We start from the raw sequence: 22,032 nt of genomic DNA on the forward strand, positions 1-22,032 counted from the left end.
GCCCGAAGCGAAGCGAGGGCGGGTCCCCTGCGACGGCGCGGAGGAAATATACGGAGCACCGCCTCCAGAATAAACACAAGTCAGCTGAGGAGCACCGCCCCTCTAACCAAAACCAAAAAAGTTAAACACAAAAGCCCTTAGCTCGAAAGCTAAGGGCTTTATCTGTGCGCGATACTGGGATCGAACCAGTGACCTCTTCCGTGTCAGGGAAGCGCGCTACCGCTGCGCCAATCGCGCTCACAAAACAGTTGTTTTGTTGCGAGGTGAGGACGGGATTCGAACCCGCGTACACGGCTTTGCAGGCCGCTGCCTAACCACTCGACCACCTCACCGCATACGCTCCACAAGGGAACGCGTTCGAACTCTTGGAGTCCTTACGAGCGGTTGACGAGACTTGAACTCGCGACATCCACCTTGGCAAGGTGGTGCTCTACCAACTGAGCTACAACCGCATATCAGCGTATTCAATTTGAATCATTCCGTTGGAGTTTTTCGCTCCGTCGTGCTGACAGGTAAATACTATACGGGGTTTTTGAGCGTTTGCCAAATCCCTTGTTAGACACCCGGTGTTCCGCGTGTTTCCGGGGTAAAACGGGGTATTTTGTCTCTTTTTTGGGACATGTTGGCAAAATTTATTTTCATGGTGCCGGTCACATTTTCAGGGTTTTGGGATGGATACGGCTCTAGTTGAGATGAGGTTAAGGAAGGCGTTGCCCACAAAAAATTTCAATAGGGCACGAAAAGAGGGGTGGGGAACCTGGTTCCCCGCCCCTCCCCTATGAAATCCGCACCGGCAAAAACGCCAGGGCGGTCTTTCTAGAGTTCTTCGAAGAAGAGGCGTTCGTAGACCTTGCGGGCGTTGCGAGTTTGGCGCAGGTAGTCCTCTTCAAGGGCGCGTGCGCTGCCGGCCAGGTATCCGCACCAGCGGGCGATTGCTTCCAGGTCGGCGCGTCCCGAGGGTAGGGTGTCGGACTGGCGCACGCCACGCAGTACGTTGCCGCCGCGGATCTTCGTGGCAAGCAGCCAGGCGCCACTGAGGATTTCAGCGTCCGCAGCCTCGACCAGTCCCGCCTCAACCGCGGCGTCCAGCGCCTTCAGCGTGGAGGTGGTGCGCAGCCCCGGCACGGCGTGCGCGTGGCGTAGCTGTACGAGCTGGACTAGCCATTCCACGTCGGAGAGTCCGCCGCGGCCGAGCTTGAGCTGGCGGGTGCGGTCGGCACCGTGCGGCATGCGTTCGTTTTCAACGCGTGCTTTCATGCGGCGAATCTGCTGCACCTGTTCGGGCGTGAAAGTTGCAGGGTAGCGGTACGGGGCGATGAGCTCCACGAAAGCCTCGCCTAGCGCCTCGTCGCCGGCGATGGGGCGGGCGCGGGTGAGCGCCTGGAACTCCCAGGTTTCCGCCCAGCGTTCGTAGTAGGAGCGATAGGAGTCCAGCGAGCGCACGATAGCGCCCTGCTTACCTTCGGGGCGCAGGTCGGCGTCCACTTCGAGGGGCCGTTCGGCGCGAATGGCGGGTTTGACGGGCTGCTTGAGGAGCGCCAGGGTGCGGTTGACGATGCGTGCCCCCTGTTCCTGTGCGGCGTCTTCGTCGGCCCCGTCGAGGGGTTCGTGGACGAACATGACGTCCGCGTCGGAGCCGAAGCCATTCTCGGCGCCGCCGAGGCGGCCCATGCCGATGACGGCGATGCGGGTGAGCAGCTTCTCCCCCGCTACCGCCTCAGCTTCGGCGGGCTCGGCTACTTCGGCGGGTTCGGCGCCTTCCGGTGCCGTCTGGAGTTCACGCAGGGCAATCTGCAGCGCCGCACCGATCGTGCACTCGTCGATGGCGGCAAGACCGGCGCAGGTGTCCTCAACGTCGACGATGCCCAGGGTCCAGCCCATGGCGGTGCGCAGGGTTTCGCGGCGGCGCAGGTAGCGCACGGCGCGCATCGCCTCGGCGGCGTCCGCATGGCGTGCCAGCAGGGAGGAAATCTCGGAGGCGAGCGCTTCCTCCCCCAGCGGTTTGAGGTCGGCGACCTTGTCCAGCCAGGCGATGGAGGCGGAGGCATCCTCGAGCAGGTCGGTCATGAGGCGAGAGCTGGAGAGTAGCTGGCTGAGGCGTTCGGCGGCTGCGGGTGAGTCGCGGAGCATGCGCAGGTACCAGCTGGTGCTGCCGAGCGATTCGGAGACGATACGGAATCCGAGCAGGCCGGCGTCTGCGTCCACGCCGCGGGCGAACCAGCCCAGCAGCACGGGCATGAGGTGCCGCTGAATGTCTGCACTGCGGGAAAGACCCGTGGTGAGCGCCTTGATGTGACGCATGGCGCCGCGCGGGTCGCGGTAGCCGAGGGCTGCAAGACGGTCCTGTGCCGCCTGTTCGCTGAGTACCACTTCGTCGCGGCTGAGCGTGGAGACGGCGGCGAGCAGCGGGCGGAAGAAGATTCGCTCATGCAGTGAACGGACGTTCCGTTTAATTTTCTGCCAAGCCTTGAGCATCTGCTCGGCGGAGAGCGTGCCGTTGCGTTCCGGGGAGAGGATTGAGCGGGCGAGGGCGCGCTGTTCGGCGTCCTTTTCGGGCATCAGGTGGGTGCGGCGCAGCTGCTGCAGCTGGATGCGGTGCTCGAGCACGCGCAGCTTCTTGTAGTCGCGGCTGAATGCTTCGGCGTCGGTGCGGCTAATGTAGCTGACGGCGGTCAGCGCCGCGAGGGAATCCACGGTGGATTTGGTGCGCACAGCGGGGTCGGTTCGACCGTGCACGAGCTGCAGCAGCTGCACGGTGAACTCGATATCGCGCAGGCCGCCCGGGCCCAGCTTAATCTGGCGGTCCACCTGGTGTGAGGGAATATTATCGGTCACGCGGGCGCGCATCGCCTGCACGGATTCCACGAAGGATTCACGGGCGGCGGACTCCCACACGAAGGGGTCAATGGCGCGGGCGTAGCGGGCGCCCAGCTGCGCCGAACCGGCGATGGGGCGCGCCTTAAGCAGCGCCTGGAACTCCCAGTTTTCCGCCCAGCGCTTGTAGTACTGAACGTAGGATTCGACGGTGCGAACGAGCGGGCCGTCCTTACCTTCGGGGCGTAGGTTCGCGTCGACCTCCCAGAGAGCGGGTTCGGGTGCGGGGCCCATGATGGCGCGGGTGAGGGCGTGCACGAGCTCCGTGCCGATGGTGGAACATTCGTTCTCGGTGAGCTTGAGCGGGGCGCTCTCCCCCTCTGCCCCGGCGTTGGGCACGGCGCCAGCGGCGGCGGGTTCCACGGGCGCAACCACGTACACCACGTCAACATCAGAGATGTAGTTCAGCTCGCGGGCACCGCACTTACCCATGCCGATAATCGCCAAGTCCAGGGCGTCTACGGCTTCACCTCGGCGAGGAGCCGCCAGGCCGGGGCCCAGCCCCTCCGCCACTTCGGTGCGGGCAATGGCGAGCGCACCCTCCAGCGCGGCGGCAGCCAGATCGGCGAGGTGACGACCGATGGTGGGCATCATTTCGACCGGGTCTTCGCAGCATACGTCGAGCAGGGCGATGCGCGCCAGGGCGGCACGGTAGGCGACGCGCAGGGTCACGTAGCCGTCTTTGCCGGTCTGTTCGGCGGCAGCGCGCGGACGCTCCGCGTGAGGGTCCGCGCCGAGGGCGGTGAGGATGTCGCGGCGGTAGGGGGTGTCCAGCGGTGCGATGGGGGTCAGGAATTCCCCGTCGGTTTCCGGCAGAATCGACGCCGGGTGCTGGGAGCGAATCAGCGCGCTCTCAGCCGGGTACACCTGCGTGTCGAAGAGCGGGTCAATGTGTTCGGGGCGGCGGTAGAGAAAATCGCCAATCGCCTGGGATGCGCCGAGCAGGCGGTACATGCCGAATTCTTCTTTGCCGCGGTTGGCGCGTTCGGCGACCGCCGGGTGCTTCTCGATGAGGCGCACGAGGGCGGGCAGGGCGATATCCGGTGAGGGTGCGAGGCGCAGCCCGGCAAAGAGTGCATCCTGCGAGACGTGCCTCAGTTCGGGTGCGTTGAGCCAGCGTTCTGCCTTGGACGGGTCGTGGAAGCCGGTGGCGATCATGCGGGTGCGCAGGCGTAGCTGGGCTTTGCGTTCGGCTTCGGCGCGTTGCTCGTCGTCGAGTGCGTCGGGGGCGATGTCGGTGAGCGGTTTGGGTTCTTTGGCGGGGTCGATAATGCGGATGAGCCCGGTGGTCGGGTAGTGGGAGCTGTCAGTCATAGCGTGAGAACTGTGGGTAGAGAGTATAAATTTCGGCGGGATAAAAAGCGATGCTGATACACCTGTGGGCGGTACCCGCCGGCGTGTTACCGGTAGCGGGTACCGCCCTGAGGCTGTCAGCGCTCACTCATCCTGTGAGGAGGTGAGAGGATCCAGCCGTTAGAGGATTCCGAGGTTGTGCTTGAGCTCGTAGGGGGTCACCTGAGCCTGATACTGGTCCCAGTCGGCGCGCTTATTGCGCAGGAACTGCTCGAAGACCTGCTCGCCCAGAACCTCCGCCATGAACTCGGATTCCTCGGTGATATTGATGGCTTCACGCAGGGACGCGGGCAGCGGGTTGTAGCCCATGGCGCGGCGTTCGGCGTTGGTCATGGCGGCGAGGTCTTCGGTCACGGCGGGCATGAGCGGGTACTCGTTTTCGATGCCCTTCAGACCTGCGGCGAGAATCACCGCGTAGGCGAGGTACGGGTTCGACGCCGAGTCCAGGCCGCGGTACTCGATGCGGGCAGACTGCATCTTGTTCGGCTTGTACAGGGGCACACGCACGAGGGCGGAGCGGTTGTTGTGGCCCCAGGAGACGTAGGAGGGTGCCTCGCCGCCGCCCCAGAGGCGCTTGTAGGAGTTGATGAACTGGTTGGTGACCGCGGTGAATTCGGGGGCGTGCTTGAGCACACCGGCGATGAAGTGGCGTGCGGTCTTGGACAGCTGGTATTCGGCGCCGGCTTCGAAGAACGCGTTGGTGTCGCCTTCGAAGAGGGAGAAGTGGGTGTGCATGCCGCTACCGGCGTACTTGGTGAAGGGCTTGGGCATGAAGGTTGCGTACATGCCGAGCGAGTAGGCGACTTCCTTGATGACGGTGCGGAAGGTCATGACGTTATCTGCGGTCTGCAGGGCGTCGGCGTGGCGCAGGTCGATTTCGTTCTGGCCGGGGCCGGTTTCGTGGTGGCTGAATTCGACGGAGATGCCGACTTCTTCGAGCATGGTCACTGCCTTGCGGCGGAAGTCCTGCACGATGCCGCCGGGGGTGTGGTCGAAGTAGGATTCGTGATCCACGGGCACGGGGAATCCGTCGGCGCCGAGCTTGGAGGATTCGAGCAGGTAGAACTCAATTTCGGGCGAGGTGTAGCAGGTGAAGCCCATCTCCGCGGCCTTGTTGAGCACGCGCTTGAGCACGCCGCGGGTGTCGGATGCGCTAATCTCACCGTCGGGGGTGAGCACGTCACAGAACATGCGGGAGGTGTAGTCTTCCTCGCCACGCCAGGGCAGGATCTGGAATGTGGAGGGGTCCGGCTGCAGCAACATGTCGGATTCGTAGATGCGGGAGAAACCCTCAATCGAGGAGCCGTCAAAGCCTAGGCCCTCATCGAAGGCGCTTTCTACTTCAGCCGGTGCGAGCGCAACGGATTTGAGGGTGCCGACCACGTCGGTGAACCAGAGGCGGATGAAGCGGATGTCGCGCTCTTCGATGGTGCGCAGTACGAATTCCTGTTGGCGGTCCATGAGTTGCCCTCTCGGTGCGGGCGCGCATCCGCGTGGTACCCGTCTGTGGGTGGCGGAGGCGCGCTAAATTTGCTGCCGAGGTGAAGAAGACCCTGTTGCGGAAGGTCCTGCGTGTCCCTTGGGCTTCCAAGGGGTTGCGGCGGGTTGTGTACCAGCGGTGCTGGCGCCTCCTTGCCCCGGCGTGTGTCCTGTTGTTATCTAGCCTATCGGGTTCTGCTGTGTGGCGGGGGGGTGGGAGGTTTCGTTTGTGTAAATTCTCTTTTCGTGTGCCGCGGTAGCTCAGATTCTGGGCGGTATCGGGGCCGCTCCCCCGCTTTCTGCGGTGCGGGTTGTGTTCAGATACCTAGCATATGGTTGTGTTCAGATACCTGGCAGATGACGGTTCGCGGGGCGTGTTCGGGGGCGCCTTGCGATAATGGGGGTATGCTACATTCCGTTCTTCTCTCATCAGCTTCGCAGGCGCTACCCGCACAGGTGGCGCCCGCACAGATTCCTCTAGCGGCAAGCACACTGGTTGCTGCTGACCCCACCGGGCTTGAGTGGCTGCTACTTATTGCTGCCCCCATTGTTTTCTTGGTGTTGTATCTGGTCTGTCTTTTTGCGGTTGCGGTCTTTGGCCCGACCGTCATGAAGAATAACAAGACCGGTGGTGCGACCTACCTGCTGGACCGCCCCTCCCGAGTGGCGTTTAGGGTTCGCACTTTGGCGTTGTGGGCGCTGGTTGGTGCGTTTGTGGAGTTCATCTGGACCGGTTACACGGGCCGTTTGGGGTCGAGCGCGGCTATTCCGGTCATTATTTTTAGTTGGTCGTGGAAGTACACGTTCTTCTTCCTGCCGCTTCAGGTAATTCGTTCCTGGTACGTTCACGCAAGCCGCGGCAAGTATGATGCGCTGTCGGCTGAGGGTGCTCAGCGCCGTGAGAAGCTGAACCGTAAGAGCGCCTACGAGGTGTCGAAGATGATGCAGCGTAACCCGCAGCAGTTCGCGATGAGCAAGGAGCTGCATACGCTGGCGCGCGCACAGAAGATTGCGGGCATGCGTCCGTTCCAGCACCTTGATGAGGCGGGCAAGAAGCGCCGCGCGAACTATACGGTGGAGCTGGCTGTGGCGCTCATGCAGGCGCGTGCCATGAACCCCGGTAAGCTTCCGTCGGAGGCGTTCGGTGAGAGCATCCTGGGTATGGGTGTTGGCATTGCGTCTGATCGGGCGGTGGAGCAGACCTGGCTGACGCTGTGCACGGAGCGTGTCAACGCGCCGGATGCGCCGAACTACCCGGATTCGCTGGGGCCGGTGGCGGCTCGTTTTTCGCTGTTTACCACGATGTCGCTGTTGCATCCGGTGATGGGTCGCCCCTATTCGCCGTTTACTGTGCCGGATGCGCGCCGTTTCGTGCCGCGTGATTTCTCGGCGGATACCGTGCTGTTGAAGACTGAGGAGCTGGGCAAGAAGGCTCTGATGCAGAGCGCGATTTTCCGTCAGCTTCATGAGCGTCTTCTGCCGTTGCATCAGCAGCAGCCTCAGCTGGTGGATGGCCGCGCGCTGGCGTATTGCGGTGCCCTGCTGGTAAGCGTGGCGAAGGCTGAGGCGGAGAGCCAGCGGTTGACGAGCCAGATTCTGGCGACGGCTGCTTCGGAGCGTGGCGTCCTGTCCTTTGGAGTGTTCTCGCAGATCTCTGAGGATTATCAGTGTGTTCAGCGTCTGCTGAATCTGATGGTGAAGGCGACCGCCGACGTTGAGCGTTTCATCAACGCGGTGGAGGCGCTGGTGCAGATGCATTCTGGTCCGGTTCAGCCTTCCGGCATTGCCTACGAGAAGGTGCAGATGGAGTACATCGCTGCTCTTCTGGACGTTATTGTCTTCTCTTCGCACGCCCCGCTCGCCGGTTCTATTCAGGCGTCTTACGCCCTGCTGAAGGCAGACTATGAGGCGTTTACTTTCAACACCACCGATGAGCTGAGCCGTAGCTACTGGTTGCAGTACGCGAAGAACGCGGTGAACGCCTGCGATACGGGCCTGTCCCAGGGCTATGAGGGGTTCTTCGATAACGATGCGGCACTCCCGGCGTGGGAGTCCTACGCGGAGGACGTCGTGAAGGAAGTCTGCACCTATTCAATCATGCAGCTGTACTGGGATGCTCTGGTGCAGCAGGCGCTCATTCAGCGCGATTTGCCGCGTGAGTTTAGTGATGCTTCTTCCGCTGTTCCGGAGCTGATGAATAAGAACGCCGCTGCGTCGTTCCCGACCTACTACATTAACCTCATCTGGAACTAGGCATAGTTGTTCCCTCGTGGTGAGCGGTACGCCAGCTTGGAGCCGTGCAGGGTTAGAATAGTCAGCATGACTACTGAGCGTTCTTCCGAGATCTCTTCGCCCTACGCGGCACAGCCTGCCGCTACCTCCGCGGCTGCTCCCGCGACTGCTTCTGCATCGAAGCCTTTTGACCTGGACACCGTCAAGAAGGTGCGTACCGTTCACCTGGCGCAGGCTAAGGCGACCGGGCAGAAGTTCTCCATGCTGACCTGCTATGACGCCCTGACTGCGCAGATTTTTGATCGCGCGGGCATCGACATGCTGCTGGTGGGCGATTCTGCGGCGAACGTGGTACTCGGTTACGAGTCGACCCTGACCATCACCCTGGATGAGATGATTCCGCTGGTTGCGGCGGTTTCTCGCGGTGCCTCCCGCGCCATGGTGGTTGCTGACCTGCCGTTCGGCTCCTATGAGCAGTCGCCGCAGCAGGCGGTTGCGAGCGCTGTTCGTCTGATGAAGGAGGGCGGCGCGCACGCGGTCAAGATTGAGGCGGATGCTTCGATGGCCGAGTGGGTTCGTGCCCTGGTGCGTACCGGTATTCCGGTGGTGGCGCATGTTGGTTTCACCCCGCAGTCGGAGCATGCCCTGGGTGGCTTCCGCGTGCAGGGTCGTGGCGAGGCTGCCGAGCGTGTTCGTGAGGATGCGGTGGCTCTGGCTGAGGCTGGTGCGTTCTGCGTGCTCATGGAGATGGTGACTACCGAGACCGCACGCCGTGTGGATGAGGCTGTGGGTACTGTGCCGACGATTGGTATTGGTGCCTCGAATGTGACGACCGGTCAGGTGCTGGTCTGGCAGGACATGATGGGTGTTCGTTCCGGCCGCGTGCCGCGTTTCGTGAAGCAGTTCGCGCAGGTCGGCCAGGTCATGGAGGACGCCGCGCGCGCCTACCGTGAGCAGGTGCGTTCGGGTGAGTTCCCGGCGGCTGAGCACACCTTTGAATAGGCTTTAAGGCTTTAGATTGAGAAGATAGCTTGAGACAAAGCGAAGACCCCCGCATCCGGTGTTCCGGGTTCGGGGGTCTTGCTGTATCTATTTTTCTGCCTCTGTTAGATGTCTCTATTAGAGGCATGCGTGCAGAAGTTCGTTGGGCTTTAGAGCAGGCCGCCGTCCTTGTCCCACGCCTCGTTGCGTTCGCGAGCGCGGTCCATGGCGTGTGCCGCCTCCTCGTAGGTTTTGAAGGGGCCCCACAGGGAGGTGACGGCGCTCTGCTGGCCGCGCTCAACCTCACCGGTGGCGAGGTTGTACCAGTATTCGTCAGCGTGCGGGCTGGTGGCGTCGGCGGCTGCGTTCAGGGTCTTCTCAACCGCCGATTCGATAGCTTCGCTCAGGTGGTTTTCTTCTCGCTCATGGGTTCTCCTTCGACGGTATTGAGTCAGTATGTCTAGCATCTCACGCGCCCAGGTTCGTGGCAATGAGGCGGGCGAAGCTTCTCGCGGCGTTCCTCCCCTTTTCTCATGTCTTCTCCTCCGCTCCCCGCCGCGCGGTTTTGCCGCTAGCGTGCATGAAATTTTATTCACAATCTGGGAAAAAGGTACGGCTTGTGTATCCGCCGCTTTTTTAGCGCCTGAGCAAGGGACACAACCCGCCCACGCCCGGTAAGATGAAACTATGTCTTCAACCAAAACGAATACTTCGCACAATCTTCCTGCAGAGCCCGGTCGAGCACCCGTGGGTTGTCTGACCCCCGGACGCATCACCCCCATGCGCCCGGTCCCCTCGCACATTGTTCGCCCCGAGTACGTGGGTAAGCCCACCGCCAACGAGGGTAACGACTCGAACATGTACACCCCCGAGGAAGTTGAGCGGGTTCGCGCAGCCGGCAAGATTGCGGCAGGCGCCATTGTTGAAGCATCCAAGATTTGCGTGCCCGGCACCACCACCGACGAGATTGACGTGCTGGTCCACGAGTACATTTGCGACCACGGCGCGTACCCCTCCACCGTGGATTACCGCGGCTACCCCAAGTCCGTGTGCACCTCCCTGAACGAGGTCATCTGCCACGGCATCCCGGACTCCACCGTGCTGGAGGACGGCGACATCCTCAACCTGGACGTCACCGCATACCTGGACGGCATGCACGGCGATACAAACAAGACCCTACTCGTCGGCAACGTGGACGAAGAGTCCCGCCTGCTGGTTGAGCGCACCGAAGAGTCCCTGAACCGTGCGATTAAGGCTGTGAAGCCGGGCCGCCAGATCAACGTGATTGGTCGCGTCATTGAGAAGTATGCGGCACGTTTCGGTTACGGCGTGGTTCGCGACTACACCGGTCACGGTGTGGGTCGTGAGTTCCACTCGGGCCTCATCATCCCCCACTACGATGCGGCACCCGCCTACGACACCGAGATCCGTGAGGGCATGATTTTCACGATCGAGCCCATGCTGACCCTTGGCACCATCGAATGGGACCTGTGGGATGACGACTGGACCGTGGTCACCCGCGACCGCAAGCGCACCGCGCAGTTCGAGCACACCCTCGTGGTGACCGCTGACGGCGCGGACATCCTGACCCTGCCCTAAGCCCAGCACCTCACTTTTATATCAATTCACCCACTGACAAGCCCGCCCACTCCCCTAGGTTACACGGCAGTAGGCGGGGCGAAAGAGAGAGAAAACCATGAGCGAATACGCAGAACCCGGCGTCATCAACGAGCTGCCCGCCCCCACCCCCAAGGACCTGCAGATTGGTGTGGACATTGGAGGTACCGGCATTAAGGGCGGTATCGTCGACCTGCGCACCGGTAACCTCGTGTCCGACCGTTTCCGCATTGACACCCCCAAGCCTGCAACCCCCGAGGCTGTGGCTGAGGTTGTACGCCGCGTAGTGGATGAGCTGCAGGGCCGCGACCTGGCACCGGACCCCGAGTCCGCTGTCGGCATCGACTTCCCCGCAGTGGTGAAGAACGGCATGGTCTTCTCCGCAGCGAACGTGGACGACTCCTGGATCAACACCGACCTGGAACAGGTCATGAGCGAGGCTCTGGGCGGCCGCACCGTCTACGGCCTCAACGACGCTGACGCAGCCGGTCTGGCTGAGGCAACCTACGGCCAGGGCCGTAACCGTGACGGCCTGATCGCTGTCATCACCCTGGGCACCGGCATTGGCTCCGCCCTCATCAACGACGGCGTGCTGATCCCGAACACCGAGCTGGGCCACCTGGAGATCGACGGCCACAACGCCGAGTCTCAGGCTTCTGCCCGTGCCCGCGAGGTGCACGAGCTGTCCTGGAAGAAGTACGGCAAGCGCCTGTACCGCTACTTCGAGCACGTTCAGATGCTCTTCTCCCCCGACCTGTTCATCATCGGCGGCGGCATCTCCAAGAACCCGGAGAAGTTCATGCCCTACTTTGAGGACCAGATTCGTACCCCCATGGTCATGGCTGCCCTGCGTAACAACGCGGGTATTGTGGGTGCGGCACTGTGGGCTGGCGGCATGCTGCAGGAACGCAAGCGCCGCGGCGAAGCGTAAAGTGTAGCTACAGCTAAAGGGGCTGTTCCTGAGATAGATATCTCGGGAACAGCCCCTTTTTATATGCCGCCGCTCATGTAGCGGCGGCTGAGCTCATTAGCTACTGGGCTGGCCAGTTACTGGGCTAGCTAGTTACTGGGCGATGCGGTCCTCACGCAGACGCGCAATCGCCTCCTCAAAGTCTTCAAGGTTCTCAAACGCCTGGTACACGCTCGCAAAACGCAGGTAGGCGACCGCGTCCAGCTTCGACAGCGGCTCCAGGATGGTCAGACCCACCTCGTGCGCGTTAATCTCCGCCAGACCGCGAGCACGAATCAGCTCCTCAACCTCCTGGGCGAGCTTCGCCAAATCATCCTCACCCACGGGGCGGCCCTGGCATGCCTTACGCACGCCCGCGGCAATCTTCGAACGGTCAAAAGGCTCGGTCACGCCGGAACGCTTAATCACCGAAATGGTGGTGGTTTCAACGGTCGTGAAGCGGCGAGCGCAGGAGGTGCACTGGCGGCGGCGGCGAATTGCGGCGCCGTCATCGGTGGTGCGGGAATCCACCACGCGCGAGTCGGTGTGCTTGCAATAGGGGCAGTACATTGTTTCTCCTTGGCTGGGCGCTAGCGCCCGCGTATACAGCGCTCAAGAATATTTATACCTATTCTACCGTGATATACAGCGGATACACCGTATGGTGTGAGTGAATATACGCTCAGGGTGGACTCTGCTATGCAGAATCCACCCTGTCATTCCCACCTTGCGGGGTTATATATGTTTAGCGTCGAATGCAGCTCGGACCGAAAATCGTCTTGATTTCACCGAAGAGGCTCGGGTTCGGCTCCACGCGCACGCTCGCATCCAGCAACACCAGTTGCTCCTTATCGCGGGTGCGGATGAGCATGCGCACATCCGCGGTACCCTTGTGGTCGCGCAGGGTCTCCTTCAGCTCCTTCAGGTTCGCCTCGGTCACCAGGTACTCGGGTACCACGATGGTGATGGGTGCGGCGCGGCCGTCATCACTGATTTCCAGGATCTGCAGTTCCTGCGCGCTCATGTTCACGCTACCGTCGTCGCGGCGCTGCACGCGGCCACGAATCGAGCAGATGAGGTCGTCCGCCAGGGCGGCGCCCATCGTCTCGTAGGCGCGGGAGAAGAACATGACCGTAATGGTTGCGCCCGAGGGGTCTTCCAGTTCCACGGAGGCGTACTGGTTACCGCTGGACTTGGCGATACGGCGCGAAACGCCGGTGAGCATGCCCGCGATGGTGACGGTTTCGCCGTCGCGCACGTGCGAGTCTTCGCCGATGATGTCGTGCACCGAGTGGGAGGCGGCATCAGAGAGCGCACGTTCCAGGCCACGCAGCGGGTGGTCCGAAACGTACAGGCCTAGCATATCACGCTCAAAGTTCAGCTTCTCGCGGCGATCCCAATCGGGCACGTCCGGGATGGTCACGGTCAGTTCGTCACCCAGAGCATCGTCCATGCCGAGGGAACCGAAGAGGTCAAACTGGCCCGCCGCCTCCTTACGCTTGACCGCCACGGCTGCGTCCACTGCCGCTTCGTGAATGAGGGACAGGGAACGGCGGGTGTGGCCCAGGTCGTCGAAAGCTCCCGCCTTAATGAGCGACTCGATGGTGCGCTTATTGCACACCTGCAGCGGCACCTTCTTCAGGAAGTCGTTGAAGGACTCGTAGCGGCCCTTCTCCTTGCGGGCGGCAATCATGCCTTCGACCACGTTCGCGCCCACGTTACGGATCGCGCCCATGCCGAAGCGGATGTCCTCACCCACAGGGGCGAAGGTCAGGGTGGACTCGTTCACATCCGGCGCGAGCACGGTAATGCCCATGGCGCGGCACTCGTTCAGGTACAGCGCGAGCTTGTCCTTGTTATCGCCCACGCTGGTCAGCAGCGCCGCCATGTACTCCTGCGGGTAATGCGCCTTCAGGTACGCCGTCCAGTACGACACCAGACCGTACGCAGCCGTGTGCGCCTTGTTGAACGCGTAGTCAGAGAACGGCAGCAGAATATCCCAGAGCGCCTTAATAGCGCCCTCAGAGTAGCCGTTAGAAATCATGCCGTCGTGGAAGGTAGCGTACTGCTTATCCAGCTCCGCCTTCTTCTTCTTACCCATCGCACGGCGCAGCAGGTCTGCCTCACCCAGAGTGTAGTTCGCGACCTTCTGAGCAATCGCCATAACCTGTTCCTGATACACAATCAGGCCGTAGGTGGTGTCCAGAATGTCCTTCAGCGGCTCTTCCAGCTCGGGGTGAATCGGCTCAATCTCCTGCTTACCGTTCTTACGCAGAGCGTAGTTGGTGTGCGAGTTCGCGCCCATCGGGCCCGGACGGTACAGCGCCAATACTGCCGAAATGTGCTCGAACTCCTCGGGCTCCATGAGCTTGAGCAGCGAGCGCATCGGGCCGCCGTCGAGCTGGAACACGCCGAGGGTGTCGCCGCGCGCCAGCAGACGGTACGATTCCGGGTCGTCCAGCGAGAGGGATTCAAGGTCCAGGTCAATGCCTCGGTTAGCCTTAATGTTCTCCACCGCATCAGAGATGATGGTGAGGTTACGCAGACCCAAGAAGTCCATCTTGATCAGGCCCAGGCCCTCACAGGTGGGGTAATCGAACTGGGTGATAACCTGGCCGTCGGCTTCGCGGCGCATCACGGGGATCACGTCCACGAGGTCCTTGCTGGACATAATCACGCCCGCAGCGTGCACACCCCACTGACGCTTCAGGCCCTCCAGGCCCTTCGCGGTTTCGAACACCTGGCCGTAGATCTTATCGACCGGGTCCTCGATGAGGGCACGCAAATCTGCCGCCTCGGCGTAACGCTTATCCTCTTCGTTGTACACGTTCGCCAGGGCGATGTTCTTACCCATGACGTCCGGCGGCATCGCCTTGGTGAGGCGCTCACCGACCGAGTACGGCTGGTCCATCACGCGGGAGGCGTCCTTGAGCGCCTGCTTCGCCTTAATGGTGCCGAAGGTGACGATCTGCGCGACCTTCTCTTCACCGTACTTTTCGGTCACGTAGTCGATGACTTCGCCGCGGCGACGATCGTCAAAGTCCACATCGAAGTCGGGCATGGAGACGCGGTCGGGGTTGAGGAATCGCTCGAAGATCAGGTCGTGGTCGAGCGGGTTCAGGTCGGTAATACGCATCGCGTACGCGACCATGGAGCCTGCACCGGAGCCACGGCCGGGGCCCACGCGAATACCGTTGCGCTTAGCCCAGTTGATAAAGTCGGCGACCACGAGGAAGTAGCCGGGGAAGCCCATGGAGGTAATAACCCCCACCTCGTACTCTGCCTGCTTGCGCACGGTGTCGGGAACACCCTGCGGGAAGCGGTAGTGCAGGCCCTTCTCGACCTCCTTCACGAACCAAGATTCCTCGTTTTCGCCCTCGGGCACGGGGAAGTTCGGCATGTAGTTCGCCTTGGTATTGAACTCCACGTTGCAGCGTTCAGCGATTTCGAGGGTGTTCTCGCACGCGCCGGGAATGTCGCCGAACAGGGCGTACATTTCTTCAGCCGAGCGCAGGTAGAAGTTATCCGCGTCGAATTTGAAGCGCTTGGGGTCAGTGAGGGTCGAGCCGGACTGCACGCACAGCAGCGCCGCGTGGGCGGTGTGGTCTTCCTGGCGGGTGTAGTGCAGGTCGTTAGTGGCGACGAAGGGCAGGTTCAGCTTCTTGGCGAGGCGGTGCAGATCCTCCTGGACGTTGCGTTCAATATCCAGGCCGTGGTCCATGACCTCGCAGTAGAAGTTGTCCTTGCCGAAAATATCGCGGAATTCGCTCGCCGCCTGGACCGCCTCGTCAAACTGGCCCAGGCGCAGACGCGTCTGAACCTCGCCGGAGGGGCAGCCGGTGGTCGCAATCAGACCCTTCGAGTAGGTCTGCAGCACCTCGCGGTCCATACGCGGCTTGTACAGCTGACCTTCCAGCGACGCAATGGAGGAGGCACGGAACAGGTTGTGCATGCCCTCGGTGGTTTCAGCCCACATGGTCATGTGGGTGTACGCGCCACCACCGGAAACGTCGTCGCGGGAGCCGTCGCCCCAGCGCACACGCGAACGGTCGGTGCGGTGCGTGCCGGGGGTCAGGTACGCCTCCACACCAATGATGGGCTTGATATCGTGCGTTTTAGCCTGGCGCCAGAAGTCGAAGGCACCAAAGAGGAAGCCGTGGTCACTGGTCGCCATGGACTTCATGCCGAGTTCTTTAGCGTAGGTGAACAGGTCACCCAGGCGCGCGGCACCGTCGAGCATGGAGTACTCGGTGTGCACGTGCAGGTGAGTAAATTCTTTGGTTGCCACGGGAATCTCCTGGAGGTGTGGGCTGGAGGATGGGCGGTGAATGTGAAGCTGTATGCGGCAGCGCGCGGGTGGCTATAAATAGCCGGCTGTTTAGCCGAGCTGAACCTTACCCTCGCGCAGAGCGGTCAGCGCGTAGGACAGGTCGAGCGGGTACTCGCTGGTGAAGGTCACGCGCTCGCCGGTGCCGGGGTGGTCGAAGCCCAGGCGGTGCGCGTGCAGCCACTGGCGGGTCAGGCCCAGTTCGGCGCTAAAGCGCGGGTCGGCGCCGTAGGTCAGGTCGCCGCAGCAGGGGTGGCGCAGCGCGGAGAAGTGCACACGAATCTGGTGGGTGCGTCCGGTTTCCAGGTGCACCTCCACCAGGGATGCGGGGCCGAAGGCTTCGAGCACGTCGTAGTGGGTGATGGAGTTGCGTCCGTCTTCGACCACGGCGAACTTCCATTCGTTGCCGGGGTGGCGGCCGATGGGTGCGTCGATGGTGCCGCGTAGCGGGTCGGGCAGGCCCTGCACGAGGGTGTGGTAGACCTTGTCCACGGTGCGTTCCTTGAAGGCTCGCTTGAGTTCGGTGTAGGCGCGTTCGCTGCGGGCTACGACCATCAGGCCGCTGGTGCCCACGTCCAGGCGGTGCACAATGCCCTGGCGCTCTGCCGCGCCGGAGGTGGCAACCGAAATGCCCTCGCCCATGAGCGCGGAGATGACGGTGGGGCCGTGCCAGCCGGGTGAGGGGTGTGCCGCCACGCCTGCGGGCTTGTCCACCACAACGATGTCCTCGTCCAGGTGCACGATGCGGAAGCCGTCCACCTTCTCGGGGCGGATGTCCGCCAGATCGCGCGGTGCGGGTGCGTCCACGACGACCTCGTCCCCTGCGGAAAGCTTGTAGGACTTGCCGATTTTCACGGTCTTGCCGTTGTTGGTCACGGTCACGTGGCCGTCACGAATCCACCCGGAGGTGCGGGTGCGCGGCGCGTCGAGGGCACCGGCGAGTGCGGCGTCCAGGCGCATACCGGCGAGCGCGCCTTCAACGGTGAATTCGGCGCGGATGCGTGCCGTATCTTCGGCGGCGTTGGTGGTTTCGCTCATGCGGCTCTCCTTCGGGTGGTGTTTGCTTAGGTTTTCTGTGTGAGGGGTCGTCTGTGTGAGAACGGCTATAGGCACGTGTAACGGCGATGCAGCCGGGGCGGGGAGCTACTTGGCGCTCTTTTCGTCGGTGCTCTTATCGTCAGCCGGGGTTTCGTCAGCGGGCGCCTGCACGCGGGTGCCGTTGAGGTTCAGACCCTTGAAGTTCAGCAGCACGATGAACGCCATGCACACGCAGATTGCAGAATCTGCAATATTGAAAATCGCGAAGTTCGGTACGGAAATAAAGTCAACCACGTGACCGGAACCGAAGCCGGGCTCACGGAAGAGACGGTCGAAAAGGTTGCCGCAGATACCGCCGAGCAGACCGCCCAGCGCGAGGGTCCAGGACAGGGCGCGGGTGCGGCGCAGCAGGTAGAACACCACGGCCGCGGCGGCAACCATGACGAGGGTGAAGACCCAGGTGACGTTCTCACCCATGCTGAATGCGGCGCCGGAGTTACGGATCGAGTACCACCACAGAAGCCCGTCAATGACGGTGATGCGTTCCCCCAACTGCATCTGGGTAACGACCAGGTATTTGGTGCCCTGGTCGATTACGAACACGACGGCGGCGAGCACGAGCGCGAGAATCCCCGCGGAGCGAGCCGAAAGGATGCGCACGCGGCGTCCAGTAGCTTCTTCGGTGGTGTTTTCGGCAGCGTTATCGCTAGCCTGTGCGACTGAGGATTCAGCAGTCTTGGGGGTGTTGGTCATAGCTCTCCTCTAGTCTGTGCCGGTTGCTACGCGCCCGAACGCAAACCTGGTGCGGTACCGTTCGATAGTGCCCCTCTAGCTTAGCAAATCGGGGTAGTGCATCGAGTATTCGGCGGTGATGTGGCGGGTGCTCTCCCCCGCTTCTCATCCTGTGTTCTCAAGCCGGGCGGAGCAGGTATGAGAATACCGCCCGGTTCTCTCCATCTTCCCCGGTGAATAGCGGTGGAAGAGAAAGAATCCGGGCGGCATACGCCTCAAAGCGTCGTTAGCTCATTCAAGCGAACTGATTTATGCGGAAGCCTCAATGGACTTGAGGTTCTTCAGCTCCTGAACCTGTGCATCCAGGTGCTGCAGCAGCTTGGAGCGGTAGCGGCTCTCGAAGCCGCGCAGAGCCTCAACAGCGATCTCCAGTTCTTCCTTCTCGTCGGTGAGGCGAGAGAGAACCTCTTCGCGCTGCTGCTGAGCTTCGCTCACCATAGCGTCAGCCTTCTTCTCAGCCTCTTCGAGCAGTTCAGCCTTAGCCTTCTCGCCCTGTGCCACGTAGTCGTCGTGAACCTTCTGAGCCATAGCGAGCAGCGCCGCCGCGTCCTGAGGTGCAGCCGATGCAGCCGAGGACTGTGCGGGTGCCACAGCCGCTGCGGGGGAATCGGGAGCATTTGCGGAGAGCTGCTCGACCTGACGCTCCAGAGCGTCACGTTCGGAGTAGAGCGCGCGCAGTTCGACAACGAGCTCGTCCAGGAAGTCGTCGACCTCGTTGCGGTCGTAACCGGACTCTTCGGTGACGATCTTGAAGCTCTTAGTGATCAGGTCTTCGGGGGTGATTGCCATGGGCTTCTCCTCTGGGTATCCCTACGGGGTTTGGTGGTGAAGATGAGTGCCGCGGATTCACCAGCCAGATAGGTCGTGATTCCCGATAATTCAGGGTCCCGATGGGTCAGGGCATGGCTATTCCGCTATGCAGTCGTTGGCACCAATTCTACTATTCTTTGGTTTCTGTGCCCGGTTATACGTCGGTTGAACCGTAAAATATTCGCTCGGCGCAAGGGTGGGATTCACCACGTGACGTATCCGCCCTAGTCCCTGCTATCCCCCTTATGTTTTCTGCCCTGCGGTGCATTTCAAGAAGGTTTTTGCAGAGACATCTTGACGCTCCCCAAGCGGACCCCGGCGCAGAACCCAGGCACAGACCCCAGACGCAGAAAACCCCGCCAGCACGTCATCCCATGTCAGGATGCCAAGCGCAAGCGGGGCTCTCATGCCTAGTTCTCGTATCTCTCCGATGGAGGGGCTACGTTAGGACAGCTTCGCGGTAATCGTCATCATGATGTTCAGCAGGAAAGACAGCAGAACAATCAGAATCAGAAAACCGGTATCCAACGCAACGTTACCCACACGCACCGGCGGAATCAGACGACGCAACAGGTTCATCGGCCAGTCCGTCACCGCGTACACGCCACTGGCGAAGAGCAACACAATGCCCTTGGGGCGCCACTCCGGAGCGAACATGCGCACCCAGTCAAAGAGCATGCGCAGCAGCATGGAGACGTAGAGAACGTACAGAATAATCGTAATGAGGGCGAAAATATAACCCATCTATCAGTCCTTAGCCCTGGTCGAAGGGGAATTCGCCGTCGGTCTCAAAGCCGGCGGGAACCTCGGAGTTAGCCACGCCCAGAACCTCCAGGTTGGAGGGGGTCAGCAGGAACACCTTAGCGGTGACGCGCTCAATGCGGCCCTCCAGTGCGAATGCCAGACCGGATGCGAAGTCCACCAGGCGCTTTGCGTCTGCGTCAGGCATTTCTTCCACGTTCATAATCACGGGGATGTTCTCGCGGAATGCCTCACCAATGATCTTTGCGTCATTGTAGGAGCGGGGGTGGATAGTGGTGATGCGACGCAATTCGTCCTCTTCTTCCTCGTAACCGTAGGTGTATCCGTTGGTTTCTTCGGGCTCGTAGCCCTGGTCGTAGTAGCCGTCGTTGGAGTACGTCTCGGCGTACTGCTCGGTGTATTCGGTATTCGGCACCGGGGTGTCCTCCCAATTGTCTGCGCTGGCGTCGTCCCAAGTCTGCTCGGTTTCTGCCAGGTCAGCTGTGGTTTCAGGTGTATGAGCGGTGGCGTATGCCGCTGCATCTACGGTTGCTCGTCCGTCGGCAGATTCTTCTGCGTCCAGATACTCGGTTTCTGTACCGTCATCGTAGCTATCAGCCTGCAGGTACTCTTCCTGTTCAGTATAGGCGGGTTCGTCCTGCAGGGGGTAGGTTTCGCTCTGCGACTCGGCAACGCTGTACTGTGCCGAACCGGGCAGTGCTGAAAGCCTGTGAGAGCTTTCGGTCTTCTGCGCTGTAGCAGCCTGCCCTGCGGAGGCGTTTGCCTCCCGGCGGGAGTCAGCCTGCACAGCCTGCGGGGATTCTTCCGGCGTCGTCTCAGCGCCCTGGTATCGTTCCAGGCCGAGGAAACCCGCCAGACGGCTTTGTTTCGCCATGATTCTCTCGCTGTTCTTTCACGTTGGTGGTGTACAGGTTCTGCCGTAGTGCGTCATCAGAAGGTGTGTGCGTAACGGTACGCCATGCACCGGCATGTATATATTACCAGCGCCCACCCCGCGCAGGCGGTCAAGGGCACCGATGATTATGCCGCCGGTCCGCACCGAAAGCAGTCCAGAGCTCGAAGAGACAACGCACGGCGCGTAGCTTAGGCGAGGCTAGAGCGCCGGGCGCTTACCCATGATGTCGCTACCCACGCGCACACAGGTCGAGCCCCAACGCACCGCAGCTTCCAAATCCCCGCTCATGCCGGCGGAAATCTCGGTCGCATGCGGCACCTGCTCACGCACCAGCGATGCCAGCCCGTAGAGCTTCTCAAATGCTTCATCCGGGTTCATGCCCAGCGGCGCCACCGCCATCACGCCGCCACAACGCAGATGCTCGTGGTTCTCGATGCGTTCCACCAGCTCCAGCAGCTCGGAGGCGCTCGTACCACCGCGCGCGCCTTCAGCGGCGTGCCCAGCCGTCGCAACCTCCGCCAGGGACACCTGCACCAGGCAGGTCAGCGCACCATGCTCCGCCGCCGCGGGTGCGGGCGCCTCCCCCGCCTCGAAGCGTGCCAGCTGGTTTGCGTACGCCTTCGCCAGCGCGTCCGCCAGGGAGGGGCGGTCCACCGAATGCACGCTGGAGGCGTACTTGACCACAGACTTCGCCTTGTTCGTCTGCAGCTGACCGATAAACGCCCAATGCGGGGGCTGCACCTCACGCTGGGCGCAGTAGGCGGCAAGCTCACGAGCCTTCCCGCTCGCCTCCTGGTCGCGGTTCTCACCGAAGAGGGTCACTCCCCCATCCAGCAGTGCCGCCGCGTCGGAGGCGGGGAAGAACTTCGTGACCGTCACCAGCTGCACCGGGGCGCTCGCCTCGGTACGCACAGCGCTGTGGTCCTGCTCCGCAGTGCGGATACGCTCAAGCACGCGGCGGTAGTTCTGCAGCAGCTGCTCGGCGCGTTCGGGAGTGTACTGCAGGTTCTCTTCTACGTTCATTTCAGACATCTTCTCTCCTTCAGCGGCTTTCTATCTTTAGCAGCTCTAGGCGGCGGGCTCTGCCGCCTTCTCAATCCACACCAGACCCGCAATACGGCCTGGCTTCTCACCGCGGTTCGTGAACCCGCGATGCGAATACACCTCGGGCTCCTCAAACGTGCACTGCGCACAGTCCATGCTCACCTGCACGCCCGCCTCCTCCAGCACGGCGCGGGCACCGGCGGGCAGATCCAGGCCGGGGGTCTGCTGGCTGGTCACCGAATGCACCTGCGGAATCAGTTCGGTGGACTCGGTGCGCATCGCCTCGGGCACCTCGTAGCAGCTACCGCAAATACTCGGACCCAGCCAGGCGGTAATTTTCTCCGCGCCGAGCTGACGCATCCGCTGCACAGTCTGCTGAAGCACGCCATCAAGCAGGCCGCGGCGGCCAGCGTGAGCCACCGCCAGGATTGGTTGCCAGTTCGCGACCCGCTCACCCACCAGCACCACGGGAATGCAGTCCGCCACCATAATCGCCAGGGGCACGCCCTCACTGCTAATCGCCGCATCGGCGACCGGGGAGTTCTCCAGCACCGCGCGGGCACGCTCAGCGGTACGCTCCTCGGGGGCGCCGGGGGCGTAGGATTCCACCGCATAGTCTTCCGGGTAGGCAATCTGCACGCCGTGCACCTGGTTCAGGTAGAAGAACGGCTCGGTACCCAGCGCCTCCTCCAGGGCGGCACGGTGGTTGAGGGTGCGCACCAGGGAGGCATCCATACCGCCACCGAGCTCATCGTCCACGTGCAGACCCAGGTTGCCCGCCGCGCGGGAGGTGAAACCCACCCGCACACGCCAAGAGCCCAAGGTGCGGGTATCGGCAGCAGCAAGTAGCGGAGTTTTGGGAGCGTCGCTCATCATCTA

15 protein-coding genes, 3 tRNA genes and 1 pseudogene are annotated in these 22,032 nt (G+C 62.0%); 4 read left to right on the forward strand and 15 right to left on the reverse strand.

The window, feature by feature from the left end; genetic code table 11:
- Positions 1-165 precede the first annotated feature (165 nt).
- From HMPREF2842_RS01035 to glnA, 5 genes are all read right to left on the reverse strand, one after another.
- Positions 166-237: transfer RNA gene (locus tag HMPREF2842_RS01035), tRNA-Val, on the reverse strand.
- A 24-nt stretch (positions 238-261) separates the two neighbouring features.
- Positions 262-332: transfer RNA gene (locus HMPREF2842_RS01040), tRNA-Cys, on the reverse strand.
- A 47-nt stretch (positions 333-379) separates the two neighbouring features.
- Positions 380-452: transfer RNA gene (locus tag HMPREF2842_RS01045), tRNA-Gly, on the reverse strand.
- A gap of 364 nt (positions 453-816) precedes the next feature.
- Positions 817-4,188 (reverse strand): bifunctional [glutamine synthetase] adenylyltransferase/[glutamine synthetase]-adenylyl-L-tyrosine phosphorylase, encoded by a 3,372-nt coding sequence (locus HMPREF2842_RS01050; RefSeq protein ID WP_210398780.1) that lies wholly within the window; start codon positions 4,186-4,188, stop codon positions 817-819.
- Between the two features lie 159 nt (positions 4,189-4,347).
- Positions 4,348-5,688 (reverse strand): type I glutamate--ammonia ligase, encoded by a 1,341-nt coding sequence (glnA, locus tag HMPREF2842_RS01055; protein WP_049362897.1) that lies wholly within the window; start codon positions 5,686-5,688, stop codon positions 4,348-4,350.
- 423 nt (positions 5,689-6,111) lie between these two features.
- Between glnA and HMPREF2842_RS01060 the strand changes: the two genes are divergently transcribed.
- Positions 6,112-7,959 carry a geranylgeranyl pyrophosphate synthase gene (locus HMPREF2842_RS01060; RefSeq protein WP_070641947.1) on the forward strand — a complete coding sequence of 616 codons (1,848 nt, stop codon included), beginning with the start codon at positions 6,112-6,114 and terminating at the stop codon, positions 7,957-7,959.
- Positions 7,960-8,025: 66 nt separating this feature from the next.
- On the forward strand, positions 8,026-8,940 hold the full coding sequence (gene panB / locus HMPREF2842_RS01065; protein ID WP_070641949.1) for a 3-methyl-2-oxobutanoate hydroxymethyltransferase: 915 nt from the start codon (positions 8,026-8,028) through the stop codon (positions 8,938-8,940).
- A gap of 149 nt (positions 8,941-9,089) precedes the next feature.
- Here the strand turns inward: panB and HMPREF2842_RS01070 are convergent, their stop codons facing one another.
- A complete protein-coding gene (locus tag HMPREF2842_RS01070) occupies positions 9,090-9,386 on the reverse strand; it encodes a hypothetical protein (protein ID WP_083309194.1) in 297 nt (98 codons plus the stop codon).
- Between the two features lie 220 nt (positions 9,387-9,606).
- Here HMPREF2842_RS01070 and map point away from each other — a divergent pair, with 220 nt between their 5' ends.
- Positions 9,607-10,518, forward strand: coding sequence for a type I methionyl aminopeptidase (map, locus tag HMPREF2842_RS01075; RefSeq protein WP_005506520.1), 912 nt, complete (start codon positions 9,607-9,609; stop codon positions 10,516-10,518).
- 97 nt (positions 10,519-10,615) lie between these two features.
- Entirely contained in the window at positions 10,616-11,467 is an 852-nt protein-coding gene (ppgK, locus tag HMPREF2842_RS01080) for a polyphosphate--glucose phosphotransferase (RefSeq protein ID WP_049340710.1), read from the forward strand.
- 132 nt (positions 11,468-11,599) lie between these two features.
- Here ppgK and nrdR read toward each other — a convergent pair whose 3' ends face one another.
- The 9 genes and pseudogenes from nrdR to HMPREF2842_RS01125 all read right to left on the reverse strand — a co-directional run bounded on the left by nrdR (position 11,600) and on the right by HMPREF2842_RS01125 (position 22,026).
- On the reverse strand, positions 11,600-12,055 hold the full coding sequence (gene nrdR, locus HMPREF2842_RS01085; protein ID WP_005506525.1) for a transcriptional regulator NrdR: 456 nt from the start codon (positions 12,053-12,055) through the stop codon (positions 11,600-11,602).
- A 175-nt stretch (positions 12,056-12,230) separates the two neighbouring features.
- Positions 12,231-15,773 carry a DNA polymerase III subunit alpha gene (gene dnaE, locus HMPREF2842_RS01090; protein ID WP_070641951.1) on the reverse strand — a complete coding sequence of 1,181 codons (3,543 nt, stop codon included), beginning with the start codon at positions 15,771-15,773 and terminating at the stop codon, positions 12,231-12,233.
- A gap of 90 nt (positions 15,774-15,863) precedes the next feature.
- On the reverse strand, positions 15,864-16,850 hold the full coding sequence (locus tag HMPREF2842_RS01095; protein WP_005506532.1) for an RluA family pseudouridine synthase: 987 nt from the start codon (positions 16,848-16,850) through the stop codon (positions 15,864-15,866).
- 105 nt (positions 16,851-16,955) lie between these two features.
- Positions 16,956-17,603 (reverse strand): signal peptidase II, encoded by a 648-nt coding sequence (gene lspA / locus HMPREF2842_RS01100; protein ID WP_141752165.1) that lies wholly within the window; start codon positions 17,601-17,603, stop codon positions 16,956-16,958.
- A gap of 288 nt (positions 17,604-17,891) precedes the next feature.
- Positions 17,892-18,431, reverse strand: a complete 540-nt coding sequence (locus HMPREF2842_RS01105; RefSeq protein WP_070641954.1) for a DivIVA domain-containing protein — start codon at positions 18,429-18,431, stop codon at positions 17,892-17,894.
- 465 nt (positions 18,432-18,896) lie between these two features.
- Entirely contained in the window at positions 18,897-19,196 is a 300-nt protein-coding gene (locus HMPREF2842_RS01110) for a YggT family protein (protein ID WP_070629514.1), read from the reverse strand.
- A 10-nt stretch (positions 19,197-19,206) separates the two neighbouring features.
- Positions 19,207-19,515, reverse strand: a pseudogene (locus tag HMPREF2842_RS09315) (cell division protein SepF); the annotation flags it as partial.
- A gap of 792 nt (positions 19,516-20,307) precedes the next feature.
- A complete protein-coding gene (locus tag HMPREF2842_RS01120; RefSeq protein ID WP_070635148.1) occupies positions 20,308-21,141 on the reverse strand; it encodes a YggS family pyridoxal phosphate-dependent enzyme in 834 nt (277 codons plus the stop codon).
- Between the two features lie 36 nt (positions 21,142-21,177).
- Complete coding sequence (locus tag HMPREF2842_RS01125) at positions 21,178-22,026, reverse strand: purine nucleoside phosphorylase YfiH/LACC1 family protein (RefSeq protein WP_070641958.1); 849 nt, start codon at positions 22,024-22,026, stop codon at positions 21,178-21,180.
- Positions 22,027-22,032: the final 6 nt, after the last annotated feature.

Source organism: Rothia sp. HMSC069C10 (assembly GCF_001812205.1).
In the GTDB taxonomy this organism is placed as follows: domain Bacteria; phylum Actinomycetota; class Actinomycetes; order Actinomycetales; family Micrococcaceae; genus Rothia; species Rothia mucilaginosa.

Bases quoted from the DNA above. Each gene is read 5' to 3' on its own strand.
- nrdR (WP_005506525.1), bottom strand. From the start codon at position 12,055: ATGTACTGCCCCTATTGCAAGCACACCGACTCGCGCGTGGTGGATTCC.
- HMPREF2842_RS01110 (WP_070629514.1), bottom strand. From the start codon at position 19,196: ATGGGTTATATTTTCGCCCTCATTACGATTATTCTGTACGTTCTCTAC.
- map (WP_005506520.1), top strand. From the start codon at position 9,607: ATGTCTTCAACCAAAACGAATACTTCGCACAATCTTCCTGCAGAGCCC.
- HMPREF2842_RS01060 (WP_070641947.1), top strand. From the start codon at position 6,112: ATGCTACATTCCGTTCTTCTCTCATCAGCTTCGCAGGCGCTACCCGCA.
- HMPREF2842_RS01095 (WP_005506532.1), bottom strand. From the start codon at position 16,850: ATGAGCGAAACCACCAACGCCGCCGAAGATACGGCACGCATCCGCGCC.
- HMPREF2842_RS01070 (WP_083309194.1), bottom strand. From the start codon at position 9,386: ATGCTAGACATACTGACTCAATACCGTCGAAGGAGAACCCATGAGCGA.
- lspA (WP_141752165.1), bottom strand. From the start codon at position 17,603: ATGACCAACACCCCCAAGACTGCTGAATCCTCAGTCGCACAGGCTAGC.
- HMPREF2842_RS01120 (WP_070635148.1), bottom strand. From the start codon at position 21,141: ATGTCTGAAATGAACGTAGAAGAGAACCTGCAGTACACTCCCGAACGC.
- panB (WP_070641949.1), top strand. From the start codon at position 8,026: ATGACTACTGAGCGTTCTTCCGAGATCTCTTCGCCCTACGCGGCACAG.
- HMPREF2842_RS01105 (WP_070641954.1), bottom strand. From the start codon at position 18,431: ATGGCAATCACCCCCGAAGACCTGATCACTAAGAGCTTCAAGATCGTC.
- ppgK (WP_049340710.1), top strand. From the start codon at position 10,616: ATGAGCGAATACGCAGAACCCGGCGTCATCAACGAGCTGCCCGCCCCC.
- glnA (WP_049362897.1), bottom strand. From the start codon at position 5,688: ATGGACCGCCAACAGGAATTCGTACTGCGCACCATCGAAGAGCGCGAC.
- HMPREF2842_RS01050 (WP_210398780.1), bottom strand. From the start codon at position 4,188: ATGACTGACAGCTCCCACTACCCGACCACCGGGCTCATCCGCATTATC.
- HMPREF2842_RS01125 (WP_070641958.1), bottom strand. From the start codon at position 22,026: ATGAGCGACGCTCCCAAAACTCCGCTACTTGCTGCTGCCGATACCCGC.